General features: G+C 52.1%; 18 protein-coding genes. 12 read left to right on the top strand and 6 right to left on the bottom strand.

The genetic code is table 11. The features are described 5' to 3' along the window. The first annotated feature begins 15 nt into the window (after nt 1-15). The 10 genes from ABXG94_RS00350 to ABXG94_RS00305 all read left to right on the top strand — a co-directional run bounded on the left by ABXG94_RS00350 (nt 16) and on the right by ABXG94_RS00305 (nt 10,669). Nucleotides 16-1,020 carry a LacI family DNA-binding transcriptional regulator gene (locus ABXG94_RS00350; RefSeq protein ID WP_353531660.1) on the top strand — a complete coding sequence of 335 codons (1,005 nt, stop codon included), beginning with the start codon at nt 16-18 and terminating at the stop codon, nt 1,018-1,020. A gap of 180 nt (nt 1,021-1,200) precedes the next feature. Then, a complete protein-coding gene (locus tag ABXG94_RS00345; protein WP_353531659.1) occupies nt 1,201-1,578 on the top strand; it encodes a hypothetical protein in 378 nt (125 codons plus the stop codon). 67 nt (nt 1,579-1,645) lie between these two features. Then, nucleotides 1,646-3,778 (top strand): 4Fe-4S binding protein, encoded by a 2,133-nt coding sequence (locus ABXG94_RS00340; RefSeq protein WP_353533972.1) that lies wholly within the window; start codon nt 1,646-1,648, stop codon nt 3,776-3,778. Nucleotides 3,779-3,794: 16 nt separating this feature from the next. After that, nucleotides 3,795-5,735: a TAT-dependent nitrous-oxide reductase gene (gene nosZ / locus ABXG94_RS00335; protein ID WP_353531658.1), complete on the top strand. Its 1,941-nt coding sequence runs from the start codon at nt 3,795-3,797 to the stop codon at nt 5,733-5,735. Then, entirely contained in the window at nt 5,732-7,060 is a 1,329-nt protein-coding gene (locus ABXG94_RS00330; protein WP_353531657.1) for a nitrous oxide reductase family maturation protein NosD, read from the top strand. Before nosZ ends, ABXG94_RS00330 begins: the two co-directional genes overlap by 4 nt. Beyond that, nucleotides 7,029-7,919 carry an ABC transporter ATP-binding protein gene (locus ABXG94_RS00325; RefSeq protein ID WP_353531656.1) on the top strand — a complete coding sequence of 297 codons (891 nt, stop codon included), beginning with the start codon at nt 7,029-7,031 and terminating at the stop codon, nt 7,917-7,919. Before ABXG94_RS00330 ends, ABXG94_RS00325 begins: the two co-directional genes overlap by 32 nt. Beyond that, nucleotides 7,919-8,746 carry an ABC transporter permease gene (locus tag ABXG94_RS00320; RefSeq protein ID WP_353531655.1) on the top strand — a complete coding sequence of 276 codons (828 nt, stop codon included), beginning with the start codon at nt 7,919-7,921 and terminating at the stop codon, nt 8,744-8,746. Before ABXG94_RS00325 ends, ABXG94_RS00320 begins: the two co-directional genes overlap by 1 nt. Beyond that, nucleotides 8,743-9,315 carry a nitrous oxide reductase accessory protein NosL gene (locus ABXG94_RS00315; RefSeq protein WP_353531654.1) on the top strand — a complete coding sequence of 191 codons (573 nt, stop codon included), beginning with the start codon at nt 8,743-8,745 and terminating at the stop codon, nt 9,313-9,315. The genes ABXG94_RS00320 and ABXG94_RS00315 overlap by 4 nt, the downstream gene beginning before the upstream one ends. A gap of 1 nt (nt 9,316) precedes the next feature. Beyond that, a complete protein-coding gene (locus tag ABXG94_RS00310) occupies nt 9,317-10,234 on the top strand; it encodes an FAD:protein FMN transferase (protein WP_353531653.1) in 918 nt (305 codons plus the stop codon). Between the two features lie 15 nt (nt 10,235-10,249). Then, nucleotides 10,250-10,669, top strand: a complete 420-nt coding sequence (locus ABXG94_RS00305; protein WP_353531652.1) for a c-type cytochrome — start codon at nt 10,250-10,252, stop codon at nt 10,667-10,669. Nucleotides 10,670-10,963: 294 nt separating this feature from the next. Here ABXG94_RS00305 and ABXG94_RS00300 read toward each other — a convergent pair whose 3' ends face one another. After that, nucleotides 10,964-11,731 carry an MBL fold metallo-hydrolase gene (locus ABXG94_RS00300; protein ID WP_353531651.1) on the bottom strand — a complete coding sequence of 256 codons (768 nt, stop codon included), beginning with the start codon at nt 11,729-11,731 and terminating at the stop codon, nt 10,964-10,966. Next, nucleotides 11,728-12,426 carry an oxygen-binding di-iron domain-containing protein gene (locus ABXG94_RS00295; RefSeq protein ID WP_353531650.1) on the bottom strand — a complete coding sequence of 233 codons (699 nt, stop codon included), beginning with the start codon at nt 12,424-12,426 and terminating at the stop codon, nt 11,728-11,730. Before ABXG94_RS00295 ends, ABXG94_RS00300 begins: the two co-directional genes overlap by 4 nt. 208 nt (nt 12,427-12,634) lie before the next feature. Between ABXG94_RS00295 and ABXG94_RS00290 the strand changes: the two genes are divergently transcribed. Further along, nucleotides 12,635-13,540, top strand: coding sequence for a LysR family transcriptional regulator (locus tag ABXG94_RS00290; RefSeq protein ID WP_353531649.1), 906 nt, complete (start codon nt 12,635-12,637; stop codon nt 13,538-13,540). A gap of 128 nt (nt 13,541-13,668) precedes the next feature. Here the strand turns inward: ABXG94_RS00290 and ABXG94_RS00285 are convergent, their stop codons facing one another. The 3 genes from ABXG94_RS00285 to ABXG94_RS00275 form a co-directional block, all read right to left on the bottom strand. Then, nucleotides 13,669-14,700, bottom strand: a complete 1,032-nt coding sequence (locus ABXG94_RS00285) for a GlxA family transcriptional regulator (RefSeq protein WP_353531648.1) — start codon at nt 14,698-14,700, stop codon at nt 13,669-13,671. A 152-nt stretch (nt 14,701-14,852) separates the two neighbouring features. Then, nucleotides 14,853-15,455 carry a dihydroxyacetone kinase subunit L gene (locus tag ABXG94_RS00280; RefSeq protein WP_353531647.1) on the bottom strand — a complete coding sequence of 201 codons (603 nt, stop codon included), beginning with the start codon at nt 15,453-15,455 and terminating at the stop codon, nt 14,853-14,855. A 2-nt stretch (nt 15,456-15,457) separates the two neighbouring features. After that, on the bottom strand, nt 15,458-16,453 hold the full coding sequence (locus ABXG94_RS00275) for a dihydroxyacetone kinase subunit DhaK (protein ID WP_353531646.1): 996 nt from the start codon (nt 16,451-16,453) through the stop codon (nt 15,458-15,460). A gap of 198 nt (nt 16,454-16,651) precedes the next feature. On the opposite strand from ABXG94_RS00275, the gene ABXG94_RS00270 reads away from it, so the two are divergent. Next, on the top strand, nt 16,652-17,434 hold the full coding sequence (locus ABXG94_RS00270; RefSeq protein WP_353531645.1) for an IclR family transcriptional regulator: 783 nt from the start codon (nt 16,652-16,654) through the stop codon (nt 17,432-17,434). A 5-nt stretch (nt 17,435-17,439) separates the two neighbouring features. Here ABXG94_RS00270 and ABXG94_RS00265 read toward each other — a convergent pair whose 3' ends face one another. Next, nucleotides 17,440-17,814 (bottom strand): cupin domain-containing protein, encoded by a 375-nt coding sequence (locus ABXG94_RS00265; protein WP_353531644.1) that lies wholly within the window; start codon nt 17,812-17,814, stop codon nt 17,440-17,442. Nucleotides 17,815-17,894 lie beyond the last annotated feature (80 nt).

Genomic DNA, 17,894 nt, shown 5'->3' with positions numbered 1-17,894 from the left:
GAATTGAGGCGGGTAATGCAGGACAAGAAAAAGATAAAACGCGCAAATCTGCGAGACGTCGCCCGTGCCGCTGATGTATCGGTTGCGACCGTATCGAGGGTCTTAAACACTCCGAATTCTGTAGCCCCAAATACCCGCGACAAAGTTCAGGCGGTTATCACTGAGCTTAGGTTCACGCCCAGCGCGGCTGCGCGGGCGATTAACAGCGGGCGCACACGGTTTGTGGGCGCGTTGGTGCCCACGTTGGACAACGCGATTTTTGCCAGATTCTTAGCGGCTTTGGAAAACCGACTTGATGATTTTGGTCTGTCCTGCGTTGTGGCCACTACCCAAGAAAGCGCCGAAGCTGAGGTGCGCAAAGCCAAATCCCTGCTCGACATCGGGGCTGAAGGGTTGATCTTGTCAGGGGTCTCTCATGCGCCAGAATTGTTTGAAACGGTGCGGCAAGCCCAATTGCCCACCCTAGCCACCTCCTATTTTGATGTCTCTGCGCCGCTCCCAACAATCGGATATGACAACGAGCATGCCGCGCGCATGGGGCTGACACATTTGCTGGAGTTGGGTCACACTAAGATCGCAATCATACACGGGCCTGCTGCACACAATGACAGAACAGGGGCGCGGCTTGCTGGCATTCACAGTCTGAATTGTCAGACGCTAAGCTTTCACGAAGCTGAAATATCTATGCAGGGAGGATGCGGTGCAGCACAGGATATTGCGGATCTGGTAGACAAACCATCCGCTCTCTTCTGCCTGTCTGACGTGTTGGCTATGGGTGCGTTGTTTGAGCTACAGCGCCTTGGTTACAAAATCCCAAAGGACTTTTCAATTTTGGGTATGGATGACCTGCCCAGCGCCCGACATACGTTTCCAGCACTTACGACAATTCACCTGCCCGTACGCCGCATGGGCGAGAAGGCTGGAACAGCAATGGGTGACTGGCTTGAAAACAATGTGGTGCCACAACCGGAAATGCTTGAGGTTAAACTTGAGATACGTGGCTCAACGCTCCCTCTTTGAAATCCGCAAAAACTCAAACCAAACATTTATCCAGATATAACAAGACACTACATCCATATTGACATGCAATATCGCGCTGCGAGTTGCGCTATGTTTGGGCGCGTATTGGGCCAAAATAACTTTCTCTAAAATTGTCTTAAATCAAGTCATCAAATCCCAAGGCACATTAGGGTCAGCGCTATGAGACGAATCTTGTGCCTTGTCCCTAGCTTCCTTTTGATCGCGAGCATCTGTGTTTCTGCGATGGCAGGCGGTTATCTACAGACCAGCCATGAGATCGCGCGTGCGGGGCATGCAACAATTGTGATTTGCGGCGAAGGCGGTGTCCAAGCTGTCACGCTGGATCGTGATGGTAATCCTGTTCAACCAGCAAAGACAAGCTGTGGACATTGCGCCGATTGCTTTACCACGCCATTGTTTGATGTTCCCGCTCTGGCGCAGATCAACCAGGGATTTGCACCCCAGCGCCAAAACTCCATTGAATTCACAAACATTGTAGCGGTTTCGCGCAGTTCTAGCACGCTGGCGCGGGGCCCACCGCATGTGGTCACGGTATAATAATATGAAGAAGTTTACTGCCATAGGCTTGTGCCGAATTTTTGCAATTATATTTGTTGCCCTTTTGATGTCTGCTTTGCCAAAATCGGCAATAGCGCAGGCATCACAGCCATTTTTGTCCCAGTTTATCGCAAAAGTATCACCAGACGCATTTGTTGATGGTGCGGATGCCTATGGGCAGATCAGAGACGACATCCCGGTTGCCCCGCTGCTCAAGCAAGGCGCATTGGTCGGCCATGTCTTTATCACTTCGGATTTTGTTGGCACCACGGGCTATTCCGGCAAGCCCATCCATTCGATGGTTGCCGTCGCGCCCGACGCGCGCATCCTGGGTGTGGAATTGGTCAAACACTATGAGCCAATTGTTCTGATTGGTATTCCTGACAGCGAAATCAAAGCCATGGTAGAGGGCTATCGGGGCGTTGACCTGATTGCCGAGGCCGCGGCCCGTGGGTCCGCCCATGATTTGAATATCATTTCCGGCGCAACAGTCACCGTGATGGTGATTGATGACAGCATTATCCGGGCGGGGCTAAAGGTTGCTCGCGCCTTGGGATTGGGTGATCTGGCTGCCGTGGTTGCACCAGAGCATAATTTTGAGGTCAATGCCGAAGCCAAAGCCGCTGAAAGCTGGATGGAAATGGAAGGCGACGGCACCATCAGACGTCTGGCATTGGATGTTGGTCAAATCAACTCTGCTTTTGCTGCGATGGATGATCCGCGTGCGATCAAACGTGCATTGACCGAGCCAGCTGAAACAACATTCATCGACCTGCAACTTGCATTGGTCAGTGTTCCCGGCATTGGGCCTGCGATTTTGGGCGATGCAGAAGACCGCAATCTGCGCGAGTGGATGAAGCCCGGCGAGCACGCCATCGCGGTTGTTGGCAGAGGCCTGTATTCATTCAAAGGGTCAGGCTATGTACGCGGCGGCATTTTTGATCGCATCGTTTTGATCCAAGATGACGTCACAGTGCGGTTTCGGGACCGGGGCCACCGTCGTATGGGCAAAATTGCCGCCGCTGACGCGCCTGAATTTGTCGAGCGTGACCTGTTCAAGATCCCGGCTGACAGTGGGTTTGACCCCACCCGCCCTTTCCAGCTGCAGCTTTTGGTGCACCGCGAAGTCGCGGCCATCGAAAAGGTCTTTACCACCTTTGAACTGGGGTACCTTTTGCCTGCGAAATTTCAGCGCAAAATTGTGAACGAACCTGTGGTTCAAGCAGAAAACCCAACTGTAGAGCTGGATGCTCAGTCTGCGCTTTGGCAGCGGATTTGGGAAAGCAAGACGCTTGAAATCGCGGTCTTGATGACCATGCTGACGGTTTTGACAATTGTGTTCTTCTTCCAGACTTTTGTCACACGATCCGAGCGGCATTATTTCTGGTTCCGCATGTCATTCCTGACCATCTCTTTGGTGTTTTTAGGTTGGTATGCCAATGCGCAGCTGTCCGTGGTGAACCTGATGGCGCTGTTTGGGGCCTTGGTCACAAACTTTAGCTGGCAGGCGTTTTTGCTAGATCCTCTGACCTTTATCCTGTGGTTTGCCGTTGCCACTGCCCTGTTGTTCTGGGGCCGTGGGGCCTATTGCGGCTGGCTGTGCCCCTTTGGCGCATTACAAGAGCTGACAAACCGCATTGGACGGGCTTTGCGCATACCGCAAATCCAATTGCCTTGGGCGCTACATGAACGTCTGTGGCCGCTGAAATACATGATCTTTCTTGGGCTGTTTGGCGTGTCGCTGTATTCGATTGAACAGGCCGAACGTCTGGCAGAGGTCGAGCCCTTTAAGACTGCCATTGTTCTAAAATTCATGCGTGCCTGGCCGTTTGTAGCCTATGTTGGAGCCCTGCTGATTGCAGGCCTGTTTGTAGAGCGCTTTTTCTGCCGATACTTGTGTCCGCTGGGGGCTGCCTTGGCGATCCCGGCGCGGCTGCGGATGTTTGACTGGCTGAAACGCTATCACGAATGCGGCCAGCCTTGTCAGACATGTGCCAATGAATGCCCGGTGGATGCCATCCATCCAACCGGCGAGATCAATCCAAACGAATGCATCAACTGTCTGCATTGTCAGGTGCTTTATCAATCTGACGCCAAATGCCCCGTTGTGATCAAAAAGATGAAACGGCGGGCCAAAATGGCCCAGCCGGACCCCGTGTTAAACGCGCAAATCGCCAACCATCCGAATGTAAAAGCTTAAGAGAAGGAGACGTAAAATGTCTGATCAAGAAAAACGTGGTCTAAGCCGACGCGGCTTTATGGGCGCTTCCGCCACGGGCGCCGCAATGCTGGGAGGCGCAGGCGGTAAGCTTGGTCTTCTTGGTGGTGCAGCGGCCATTACGGCGGCGTCCTCTAGTGCGTCCTGGGCCTCAACCGGCGATCACGCCACCCCTGCCCCCGGCGAACTTGACGAATATTATGGTTTCTGGTCCTCAGGCCAAGCAGGCGAAATGCGTATTCTGGGTGTGCCCTCTATGCGTGAATTGATGCGCGTGCCAGTGTTTAACCGCTGTTCCGCAACAGGTTGGGGTCAAACCAACGAAAGCATCAAGATCATGCGGCAGGACATGCTGCCTGAAACCAAGGAATACTTGGCCGCACAGGGTAAGATTGTGCATGACAATGGTGACCTTCACCACGTGCATATGTCCTTTACCGAAGGCAAATATGACGGCCGCTTCCTGTTCATGAACGACAAAGCCAATACCCGCGTTGCGCGTATTCGGTGTGACGTGATGAAGCCTGACAAAATCATCGACATTCCAAACGCCAAAGCGATCCATGGTCTGCGCCCACAAAAATGGCCACGCACGGACTATGTCTTCTGTAACGGCGAAGACGAAGTGCCAATGGTCAACGATGGCAAAATCCTGGATGAGCCAGAAAAATATGTAAACTTCTTCTCGGCCATCAATGCGGATGAAATGACAGTTGCATGGCAGGTCATGGTCTCGGGTAACCTTGACAACACCGATGCTGACTACGAAGGCAAATGGGCATTCTCGACTTCTTATAACTCTGAAATGGGTATGACCCTGCCAGAGATGATGGAAGCCGAACGTGACCACGTCGTTATTTTCAACATCGAAGAGATCGAAGCCGGTATTGCCGCTGGTGATTACATCGAACTCAATGGCGTCAAAGTTCTGGATGGCCGGAAAGGTCAGAACAAGAAATACACCCGCTACGTGCCAATTCCAAACAGCCCACACGGCATCAACATGGCACCGGACAAAAAGCATCTTTGTATTGCTGGTAAACTGTCGCCAACGGTGTCTGTTCTGGACGTCACCAAATTTGACGCCCTGTTTGAAAGCGATGTGGACCCACGCTCTGTTGTTGTGGCGGAACCTGAATTGGGTCTTGGCCCGCTTCACACCTGCTTTGACGGTAAAGGCAACTGCTTCACCACCCTGTTCCTCGACAGCCAAGTGGTCATGTGGAACATCGAAGACGCGATCAAGCTGTATAACGGCGAAGACGTGGATCCGATCCGCAACAAGAAAGACGTGCATTACCAACCGGGTCACAACTCGACCACCATGGGTGAAACCCTTGAAGCGGATGGCAAATGGTACCTGTCCATGAACAAGTTCTCAAAAGACCGGTTCTTGAACACAGGCCCTCTGAAACCAGAAAACGAACAGCTCTTTGCCATTGATGGCACCGAGATGGAACTGGTGCACGATGGCCCAACTTTTGCAGAACCCCATGACAGTATCTTGGTGCACCGCTCTGTGGTGAACCCGCGCAATGTTTGGGATCGTAATGACCCGATGTGGGCAGATGCGCGTGCGCAAGCCGAACTTGATGGCGTTGACATCGATGATTACCAAGACAGCGTGATCCGAGATGGCAACAAAGTGCGGGTTTGGATGTCAAGCCAAGCCCCTGAATTCAGCTTGTCAGACTTTACCGTTAAAGAAGGCGACGAAGTCACTGTTTATGTCACCAACCTTGATGACATCGACGATCTGACTCACGGCTTTACATTGAACAACCATGGTGTGGCGATGGAAGTTGGTCCGCAAGCCACTGCTTCTGTCACCTTCACTGCAGCCAAACCTGGCGTTTACTGGTACTATTGCCAGTGGTTCTGCCACGCGCTGCACATGGAAATGCGTGGCCGTATGCTTGTGGAGCCTCGCAACGGATGATGCGCCTCGTCTCTATAGCCCTTGCATTTGCATTGACCGTTTCGCCAGCTTTGGCGGAGCGGATCAATGTGACTCCCGAAAAGGGGGCGTTGGCGCAGGCGCTGGCGACCGCTCGGGCTGGAGACGAAATAATATTGGCAGCGGGCCGCTATGTTGGCCCCCTGCACATTGAGACACCGCTGACCATCACTGGCCTTGCCGGGGCGACGATTGACGCAGAAGGCCAAGGTTCTGTTGTGACCATCGACGCACCAGACGTAACGTTTCAGTCGGTGACTGTGATCAACTCCGGGCGCACGCATGAGCCGCGCGATGCCGGGATTTTGCTGACCAAACGGGCAAAACGCGCCTTGGTTTTGAACAATGATCTGCAAAACAACCTTGTTGGAATCGACATTCATGGCGCGCGCGATGCTTTGATCAAAGGCAATCGCATCGAGGGGCTGCGCCTGAGACGCATGAACAGCCGCGGCAATGGCATCTATGTGTGGAACGCCCCCGGTTCTGTCGTCGAAGACAATGAAATACGCTATGGGCGTGATGGCATTTTTTCCAACACATCAAAACGCAATATCTATCGCCGCAATTTGATGCGCGATCTGCGTTTTGCGGTGCACTATATGTATACCAATGACAGCGAAGTCGCGGACAACATCAGCATTGGCAACCATCTGGGTTTCGCAATGATGTATTCTGACCGCATCATTGCCCGTGACAACATTTCGATCAATGACCGCGATTACGGCCTGATGCTGAACTACACCAACCAGTCCGATGTCTTTAGCAATCAGGTTCTGGGTGGGGCTCGCAAGTGCGCGTTTATTTATAATGCTCATAGCAATCTGTTGGCTGAAAATCGCTTTGATGGCTGCGAGATTGGCATTCACTTCACCGCTGGTTCTGAGCGCAATACCATCACCGGCAATGCCTTTATCGGCAACCGCACACAAGTCAAATATGTGGGCACCAGCGATGTTGAGTGGAGCTTTGAAAAACGCGGGAACTTCTGGTCTGACCATCCTTCGTTTGATTTGGATGGTGATGCGCGCGCTGACAGCGCCTATCGACCAAACGATTTGATGGACCACATCCTGTGGTCACAACCCGCCGCCAAATTGCTGCTGGGCACCCCTGCTGTGCAATTGGTACGTTGGAGCCAGGCGCAATTTCCTGCCACGGCCACCGGCGGTGTTGTCGACAGCCATCCGATGATCAGCGCCCCGCCTTTGAATGTGCCATCGACATTTCAACGGCTGGCCAGCGCAGAACCACTTTGGGCAAAAGGAGGAAACGATGTCGATTCTAGACCTTTCCAACCTCACTAAACGCTTTGGCAAGCAGACCGCTTTGCACAATGTGGATCTGTCCCTTGCCCCCGGTGAACGTGTTGCTTTGCTGGGTCACAATGGGGCCGGGAAATCGACGATGATGAAGCTGATATTGGGACTGATCCCTAGCACAAGCGGCCAAATCTCGATTGACGGTCACGCGCCGGGATCTTCCGCTGCGCGGGCGATAACAGCTTATTTACCGGAAAATGTCGCCTTCCACCCAGCGCTTACGGGGCGGGAGCAAATTCGCCATTTTCTGCGCCTTCGCGGCCGTGCGGCCAGCGAGGCAGATTTGCTGTTAGAAAAAGTCGGGCTCGCAGAGGCGGCGCGGCGCCGCGTTGGCACCTATTCCAAAGGTATGCGTCAGCGGGTTGGCTTGGCACAGGCCCTGATCGGCAACCCTCGCCTTATGATATTGGATGAGCCAACATCCGGTTTAGACCCGGTGTCGCGTCATGAGTTTTACACCTTGTTGGACGAATTGGCGTCACAGGGCACAGCGATTTTGATGTCGTCACACGCTTTGTCTGAAATCGAATTACGTTCTGACAGTATCACGATCCTTTCTCAGGGACGCAAAGTGGCTGAGGGCACTTTGGAGAGCTTGCGGACCCAAGCTGCCCTGCCCCTTACGGTTCATCTCTATCCCAATCAAAACTGTCTGTCTCAGGTCGCAGCTGCATTCCCTGAAGCGCAGGACGTGGATGGGGTATTTACGTTAACCTGCGCTCCCAATGCCAAGCTGGAAATTTTGACGCGTATCACCGCGGTGCGGGATACCCTGCGGGATTTTGATTTCCAGCCTGCCAGCCTGGATGATGTTTATGTTCAATTCAGCCGGAGAACCGCGTGATGTTTGATCGCATCCTTTCCATTTTTCGCGTCGAATTTGCCATCGCACGGCGCAATCGTTGGCTGAGCATAGCGGCGCTTATGATGGTGCTGTTTTCGGTGATTTTATCGGTTGCGGGTTCGGCCCCGACCGGCGCTGTGGGTACAGACCGTTTATCGGTGACTGTCGCAAGTCTAACTTCCTTGTCGGTTTATCTGGTACCCCTGATTGCTTTGATCATTTCGTTTGATGCCATTGCAGGCGAGCTTGAGCGCGGCACACTGCCGCTTTATTTGGCCTATCCGGTCAGCAGGGGCGAAATATTGATCGGCAAATTGGCAGCGCAACTAGCGGTAGTTACGGTGGCCGTGTCTTTGGGTTATGGGGCTGCAGCGTTGGTGGCATTTTATTTCAGTGGTGCCACCGCTTTTGACGGCATTCCGGCCCTAGTGCGCCTGATCTGGAGCTCGGCTCTGTTGGGGGCAATTTTCCTATCGCTGGGTCAGATGATTTCCAGCCTATCGCGCCGCCCATCTGGTGCGGCCGGGCTGGCGATTGGGCTGTGGTTGGTTGCTGTGGTGTTATATGATCTGGGTCTGCTTGCGGCCATCGTTGCAGACGACGGCGGAGTTTTCACCACCAAAATATTTCCCTGGTTATTGGTCGCCAATCCTGCTGACGCATTGCGGATATATAATCTGGCGGCGTCAGATGCGGTTGGGGCGGCATCTGGGCTGGCCGGTGCTGCGCAGTCAATTGCCATCTGGAAGCCTCTGGCGTCGCTGGTAATCTGGCTTGTTGCTGCGGCTGGCATGGCCAGATTGGCATTTGGAAAGGTGGAACCATGAAAAGCATCGCTGTTTTATGTCTTGCGGCCCTTTCGCTTACGGCTTGCAAAGAAGAGCATGCAGCACTTCCGCAAGCGGTGGAGATGACCGAAGAAGCACTTGGGTTTTATTGCCAGATGGATCTGTTGACGCATGATGGACCCAAGGGACAAATTCATCTGGATGGCATGCCTGGCCCAATATTCTTTTCTCAGGTGCGCGACGCGATTGCCTATCTGCATATGCCAGAGCAAAGCCATGCAATCCAAGTGGCCTATGTTCAGGACATGGCGGGTGCCGCGAATTGGGCAACTCCTGAAAGTTGGATGCCATTGACAGAAGCCTACTACGTGATCGGTTCTGACAAACTAGGCGGCATGAACGCGCCTGAGTTTGTTCCGTTTTCTAACATCGCGGCGGCCGAAAATTTTGTCTTGCTGCACGGCGGTACTGTTAAACGATACAGTGAAATAACGACAAACGAAGTGCTTGCACCAACAGCGCCGTCTTTACCCGCGAGCAGCGCAACAGATTCATCAGACATCGCCAGCCGCTTGCGGGCCTTGTCCTCATCCCAACGGACCAACTGATATGAGTGTTTCACGTCGTCGCTTCCTGCGATTGGCAAGCGCAGCCTGCCTAATTGCTCCAGCCGCATCAGTTCACGCCTTTAAATGGCAAGGCACGGCGCTGGGTGCCCATGCCCAGATTATTCTGGACCATCCAGATGCCAAACACATCACGTCAACGGCCTTGGCGGAGATCGATCGGCTAGAGGACATCTTTAGCCTTTATCGCAAAGGGTCTGAGATTGTACGGCTGAACCAACATGGGACATTGCAAGCCCCCTCGTTCGAGCTTTTGGAATGCCTGAGCGTGGCGCAACAGGCCCACCGGGTCACCGAAGGGCGATTTGACCCGACGGTTCAACAGCTTTGGGCCGCACTGGCAGAAAGCCAGTACAAGGCAATTGATCCACAAACCTTGCGCGCGGCGCGCCAGGCCATTGGTTTTGAAGGTATGCGCATTGATAACAGCAGAATATCCCTGGGCCGGGGTCAACAACTTACACTTAATGGCATTGCGCAAGGCTATATCGCAGATCGGCTGGCGCGTATAATGCGTCGTCTTGGGGTCGCAGACGTCCTGATCGACACCGGCGAAATCATCGCCTTGGGCACGCCCAAGGGACTATCAGGCTGGCCGGTTACCATTGCTGGCACCACCAAGCCACGTGCCTTGTCAGGACGTGCTCTGGCCACGTCTGCGCCCTATGGAACTAAATTGGACCAAGCCGGCACGATTGGGCATATCCTTGACCCGCGCAGCGACACCCCCCTAAAGTCCAACATCACGCAAATATCCGTGCAAGCCGAGAGCGCGGCTTTGGCTGATGCGCTTTCAACCGGGCTTTGTTTGGCAGCGAATGAGGCGCAAGCACACCAATTGTTGCGCCAGCACAAAGACGCGCGTCTTGAAAACGTGCAAACCCGTCAGGACACAACTTAAAGACAGGAGATTCCGATGAACGTTGGAAAGTATTTTGGCGTATTGGCCGTAGTCCCTTTTTTCGCGGGCGCGGCGCTGGCTGGCGATGCTGCCCTTGGTGAGAAAAACTTTAAACGGTGCAAATCTTGCCATGCGATCACTGCTGATGATGGCACAAAAATCATGAAAGGCGGCAAGACCGGACCAAATCTGTTTGGCGTGATCGGACGCACTGTGGGATCCGAAGAAGGCTTTAACTATAGCGCCTCGATGCAGGCAGCGGCAGCGGCGGGTCTGGTGTGGGATGAAGAAAACCTGGCTGCGTTTGTTTTGGACCCAAAAGGCTGGCTTAAAGAGGTGCTTTCTGACCCTTCTGCAAAGTCCAAAATGACTTTGAAGCTTAAAAAGGGGGGAGACGACGTGGCAGCCTTTCTGGCGTCTGCGGGGTCTAGCTAAGCACAAAACTCAAATCGGATAGGGCCTGTTTCAAAAGACAAAACAGGCCGTTTCCGAACAAATACCTTACACCGAAAGGTTATTATTATTGCAGAGCTTGGACCGAAAAACTCTTGCTGACCAAAGAAAAATGGCCACTCCGTCAGGCGTGACCTGTAGTTAAATCGGACTCAACGCGCTAATTTCATTTTACCCTAATAAACCAACTCATAGTCATGCATGACGACACGGCGCATGGCCTCTCGCAGGGCAGCCAAGTACTCTGGGAGGTCTTTGCGAATGACATTGGTGTGGCTAGGCGCAAAAAATACGAATGTCGTACGATTTGTAAAACGCGTCGATCATTGCCACGACCTGATCAGGATCGGCCCATCGAAGCCATGGAAACACCACACAATTCGTGATCGATATGTCGTGCATAAACCGCTCGGACGAATAGCCAGTCTTCGCCATTTCGTCCATAAAATGGAAACACTGATGTTCGTTATGCGCATTTAGGGCCCAATCAACCGGGCACATAAAACCACTGTTGTGTTCGTAAATCCACTGGGTCAAAGCGTGATCGACAAACAGGGGTTTGATGATTTCCACAGTGTGCTCACCTAAATCGATCTTATCGCCATAATTCAATAGCTTGGCATCTTCGAGACCGTGCACTTCGTAGTGATCGTGACCACCAACAGTCAAGAGCTCCAGCTCCGGGTGCGCGCGGCGGATTGCAACTGTATTCGCGGCATGCGGCAGCTCGGTGTGGCTAATCCAAAGGTAGTCCAGTTTTCGACCTTGCAGCAGGCTATCCAAAGCCTGCAAAACGGTTTCATGCTGGGCCGGGGCCAGCGTATCGATCATGAACGTTTTCTCATCCAAGAACAAATAAGAGCTATAGATGATGTCGTTTGCTTCGGGATCAAAATTTGGATTGATCTTGGCGAAATCCGCGGCAAAGCCTCCATTGAATTCTGCAGCCCCCTTCCCCACACAATGACATATCCAAAATATGTTCGGTGTGATCTCACGGATTCCAACTCTGGAAATACCTTCTCCAAATACTTTCGTTGTCATGCTGAGGTCTCCAATATCGCTTGTTTGAATCGCGCAAGGCACTGTTCAATGTTTCCGCGCATGGCGTTGCCATGAGTCGGTGCTATGATTTTGACATCGCGTTTTTTGAAAACCCTAGCGATATCAGCATTCACCTTTGCGCCATTGACCATGGGTAGGAACCGAAAAGCGGCTTCGTGATACCGCTTCAACCAGTCACAAGAGACACTGTCTTCAAGTTCGTCGTCAAAAACCAAATCCGCTGTAGCCGGGTAGAGGTATCCAAAAGCGTCTGCTGTGAATAGGGTGCCGGTACGATTGTCAAACATCCAATGTGTGCCGGGCTGATCCTTCAAAATTCCGTCCAAAAACGAAATCGACCGCCCTCCATAAGTGCCTTCGGTTCCGGCATAAGCGTATTGGACTTGATCAGCTGTTACCCACCAAGGCAGTTCTACATGGGGCAAAATCGCGCTGGAACATACCAGCTGGGTTTCTGGCCAAGCATCCAGAATGGCACGAATGTTGCCGGTGTGCGGCAATTCTGTATGCGTCAGAAAAACATATCCGGGTGCGGTAGCGCCAAGCAATTCGCGCAGCTGCGCCATGATCTCTCTGCGATGAATGTGTGATCCCGAGTCAAACAACAAAGGGCAGCCATCATTTAGCAGTATATAAACGCGAACGGCTTCGAAATAGCCGTCTGCGCCTTTCACGCTCTCTCCAATTTGGTATAAATCGTGCTTTACAAGCCGAAGCATTTTATGCGTTCCCTTTTTAAATGGCGGGTCTGTTCTAACCCTTCAATAGCTGGGTATTCACATTTGGTTTCGCCCAAACTGGTCCCTGCGCGTGCCCCAGTATTCAAAGATCAACGGTTGGTGGTCTATTGCTTTTTCCACCCTTTTCGATATCAAAATTGATATGAATACATCAAATCGAAGGCTCCCATCTATTCGCGCCCTAAGTGCCTTAGAGCGAGTTGCCAAACTAGGGAATGTGACCCGTGCCGCTGAATCTTTGAACACTTCTCAGTCTGCTGTCAGCCGGCATCTAAGTCAGCTTGAGGCAGATTTGGGCGTCGCGCTGATCACCAGAGACGGACGTGGCATTGCTTTGACCCAAGCAGGCAGGATCCATGCGCAAGGCGTAGCAGAAGCTCTTGCAAAGCTGCGAGAGGCTGCAGACCGCGTGCAGGTTTCAAAAAATGAGTTGGTGATCGCCTGCACCCATGAAGTATCGCATCTGGTTCTTATGCCGCGGTATGGCGAAATAAAATCGGCGCTTGGGCAACAAACACATATTCGCATTGTTACCTGCGATTACCCTGCAGTCCCTGCTGCGATTGATGCGGGCGCGGATATTGTTTTTGAATATCGCACCGCACCCCCTCCTTTGCCCTACGCCGCAATCGTACATGAAGAAATAACCCCAGCTGCATCGCCTGACTTCATCGAGCGGCACAAGGCAGAATTGAGCGAGCACCCAGCGCTTTGGCAACGGATCAGGCGCTTGGCATTGACAAAAGACAACTTGGGCTGGGCGAATTGGACAGATTGGTTCGAACTGCAACACGTCGCGCTGCCACCGGCGCCTGATCGCAAGTTTGATAACTATGTTTATGCTTTGGAAGCCGCCACGCGCGGTGAAGGCGTCGTGTTGGCGTGGCGCGGCTTCGCCGACCAATATCTGGATTCAGGGCAATTGGTGCCCCTTGGGTTTGGTTGGCAAAAATGTAGCGCTACCCTCTATGCGGTTCCGACATCCCGTGGACTCGGCAAAAAACTGACGACAAAATGTATCAAAATACTGTCCAGTGCGGCCCTATAGGTCTGTTGATGGAGGTGTGATGTGCAAACAGATTTTTGGCGCGTCTCGCTTGCAATTTGGCCCATGCGTTGAACTGGTCCTGATATCTCAGATTGCTTGGCGCCCTATGCGGAAGGTATTATTGCGTCCTATTGTTGTTCTATGGTCTTTTCAGCGGACAAATCCAGGGAAATGGCCTGCACACCGCGCAGCTTTTTGGGGGGCATGCCATATTCGGCAACAAATGCCGACGTTAGACTGGAGATCGATGAAAACCCCGCCGCAACTGCCACGTCGATTAGCTTCATTTCCGACTCCGTCACTAACAGATGCGCTCTTTCAACGCGCACCCTTCGGTAGAAGCGTCCCGGCGACGTGTTAAAAGCCTCTGCAAACTGCCGTTCGAGCTGTCGCACCGACATGCCAACAACCTCAGCGATTTCCAACACGGAAAATGGTGGCGAAATATTCTCTTCCATACAGCGAATGGCGCGGCAAATTGAGGGTGAAAACGCGTTAGTCAAATAGCCTGGCCCCTTGGGCTGTTCCCCACGTCCGTCTCTGACGGTTTTTACAATGAGCAAAGCACTAAGATTGGCCAATTCCTTGGCCGAAAGATAGGCCGCGATCATCCCCAGCGTCAGCTCGGTAGTATAATTTCCACCCGCTGAGGTTAGAATGCCCCTAGATTGTTCTACATATTTGGTGGTTAATTCAGGGTAATACCCTAGTTCGCAAAGTAATTTCACGTCTTGCCAATGTGTGGTGAGCCTTTGCTCGGAAGCACTGGAAGATCTAATATAAGCTGTTGCGGCATCAGAGAAAAACGCAACTGGCTTTTTGGTACGCTGCATTTCGCGAACCCGCGGGCTCCAAGCTTCGGTATTGACCTTATCGCCGCCCACTACGATCAATTGATCAGGCAAATTCTGATCAAATACACAAGCTTTGGCCCGCACTGACATGCCTGACCTTCCATGTATCAAGCCCGAGCGATCAGAAACAAATTTCCACTCAAACTGGATAGATGATCCAATACGATTGGCAAATTCAAGTGTCGTGACCACCGATGAAACTTCAAGTTCTGAAAACCCATCCTGCAGGAACAGCTCGAAGGAAAGGTCCGTAAATACAACGGGCGGACCAAACTGGGTGTTTATCTTGGTGCTTGTGTTAACCACATCATGTCCCGGTCTGATGGTTATGCCGCGTCGGCCCCAAGCCAATTCAGCTGACCTAGCGAAAATTCAACATTTTGCAGACACCTCACGACCGACGAGATTGCCTTTGCCCTCAGCGAACGACACATTTCGTGTTCGCAGAGGGCCTGTTTTTAGCTAAAGCAATCAACCATTGATTTGATGGCAACCATTCCTGGATCATCCATGCCTTTGGTTTTGTCGCCAAAGATCCGGGCACGGCCAATCTTGCAAGTCTTGTCGTGGAACTCTACCAAGGCGCTATCTGCCGCGGTTGTCGCTGCAATCAAGGCGTCTTCTGCAGTCGATTTATCAGCTGTGCTTGCGATCACAGCGGTCAGAGAGTCCAACATTGTTTTGTCGCCAATGCTCGCGCCGCCACGGGCGATCATCGCGTCCAGAGCAGCTTGTAAGAGATCCGGCAGGCGCTCCCATTCAATGTCAGATTCGCCTTTTGTTTGTTTCGCGACGGCCATCAATGAAATGCCCATCAACGTCCCAAAAGAGGACCCGGAAACCTTTGTCATGGCTTTTGCGCATTCCATGCAGGCCATGCCGAAATCTTCAGGCAAATCATCAGAAATCGTTGCGATATTATTGAAGCCATTCACCATGGTGACCCCAAGATCACCATCGCCCAAGCGACCGTCCAATTCGTTCAAATGCGCGCCTATCGGCTCGACTTTAGCAGTAATTTTTTCGATACCGGTGCGCAGAGTTGCAGTTGTTAGTCCCAAAGTTAGTTCCCCCAAAATGGATTTGTCGCAGGAGCGGCCAATAGCTGCTCTAGCTCGTCGTCAAGTTTCAAGATTGAAATTGATGCGCCGGCCATTTCCATGGAAGTCGCATAGTTGCCAACAAGTGGCATCACGATCTTTACGCCCTGATCAGCAAGGATGCGGTTGACGGCCCGGAAGAGGATATAAAGCTCTTCGGACGGCGTGGCTCCCAAACTGTTCACAAGCACGGACACTCGGTCACCATTCTTGATATCCAACTCGCTTGTCAGATTACCCAACAATTCGGCCGCCAGCTCGTCAGCAGGCTTGTTCTTGCCACGCCAAACACCTGGTTCGCCATGAATGCCCATTCCGATTTCAATTTCGTCATCAGCGAGTTCAAAGGTCGGTTTCCCGGCCTGAGGCACAATACAGGAGCCAAGCGCAACGCCCATCGTGCGGGTATTGCCACGCGCGCGATCCGCTACTGCATATACTTGATCAAGGGATTTTCCAGCCTGCGCCGCCGCCCCTGCAATTTTGACAACATAAACCAGACCAGCAACACCGCGGCGCTTTTCGATTTCGTCAGCGCCAGCACTTGCAACGTCATCATTGACGATGATTTGGCGCGCTGTAATGTCTTCCATTTCCGCAAATTCACAGGCCATGGCAAAGTTCATTTTGTCTCCGCCATAATTGCCGACAATGCAAAGCACTCCCTTACCAACGTCAGCTGCTTTGATGGACTCCAACATCGGGTTCATATCCGGCGAGGCAAAGACATCTCCGACAGCGCATGCATCAAGCAAACCCTCTCCAACGTAACCGGCAAAGATTGGCAGATGCCCAAACCCACCGCCTGACACGACGCCCACGCGGTCTGTGCTGGCAATCGGTTTTCTCAGCATACGTCGCGTTTCTCCATCGATCCGAAAAACATCGGGATGCGCTGCTTCGAGACCCTCAAGTGTTTCGTCAACATAGTTGACGGCATCGTTCATGATTTTCTTCATCGCACTTCCTCTTCAGGCGTTACTGCCCTCAGATCAACTGACCTGAAGTCCTGACAGCTCTTGCCCTTTGTTAACTCTCCATTAGTTTCATATTGCTAAACTAAAGTACCGCAATATGGATATTTGAATTCTTTTTACATGTCAATCGACGGGATCAGCCCGCTTGATGCAAAGTTCGAAATGAAATAGGTCAGGGAAATGCAAAGCTCTATTGTCACGAAATTATTGGCCCTTCTCACGATTGTAAGTGAGACACGTAAACCCCTGACGTTTTCGGAGTTGGTGGTTAAAAGCGGACTTAACAAAAGCACCATCCACCGGCTTTTGACCATATGTACCGAAGAAAAACTGATCACTTACGATGATCATCGAAAGGTCTATTTCGTAGGCACCAAGATATTTGACCTCGTGCGAAATGCCTACAGTGGCTACGATATTCAAGCCGTAGCGCTTGACGAAATGATGCGCCTGCATTCACTGTTTGAGGGAAACGTGACGATTGGCCTGCCCAATGGCATGGAGGTTGTCTACCTTAGAGTACTAGAGTCCCGCCGCTCGATGGGGCCAGTCCAACATCCGGGTATGCGTGAACCGGTACACTGTTCTGCTTCTGGCAAAGCCATGATGGCATTCCTTCCAGACAAGATTATTCAATCCAAGATTGATGGCTATACATTCAAAAAATATACTGATCGCACAATTGACAATGCGGATGCTTTTATTGAGGCACTTGCAGAGGTTAGGAAGGTCGGCTTTGCCACGAACGACCGTGAGGAATACGAACACTTTATGGGTATTTCTGCGCCGATATTTAATTATGTTAGCGAGCCAATTGCAGTCATAAATATCTGGACGGTGGACACTTTGCATTCCCTAGAGGAACTGACGTCCTGGTCTGGTGAGCTGCGGGCATCCGCAGAGCGCGTGACGCGTTTGATCGGCGGAACCGCGCCGGATCTTGAGACCCTGCGCGATCGCTAAAACTCTTAGCTACCCTGATGTACGGGCAGATCCTTGATGTTGATAATGACAAAATGCTTCTTGATATAGGTATCAACGGTCCATTCAGTCTCTAGGCCACTGTTCATGACAAATGCGTCACCTTCGGCAACGTCATATAAATTTCCGTCGCCGGTTTTGATTGTCGCGCCACCTTCGAGAATATAACAGAATTCAACAATTCCATCCATTACCGCGGTAAACTTTCCGGCTGTGCTGTCCCAAATTCCAGACCGAATTGACTGCTTATGGACATCATACATCAACCATGAGAACTGCTTCGGACTGCCCGCAAGAATGTCCTGCTGAATGTCTTTTTCAACAGCTTCAGCGTGGTGATCTTTAAACAAGATAAGGCTCATTCGCGTTCCTTTCAGAGAGTAAAAAAACGTGCTGGACCACGGGAGTGAAACCAGCACGCTGTCGCCAAACTTGTTGGCGG

The sequence above is a fragment of the Cognatishimia sp. WU-CL00825 genome, from assembly GCF_040364665.1.
Classification (GTDB): domain Bacteria; phylum Pseudomonadota; class Alphaproteobacteria; order Rhodobacterales; family Rhodobacteraceae; genus Cognatishimia.
This window is presented reverse-complemented; position numbering and strand designations above follow the sequence as displayed.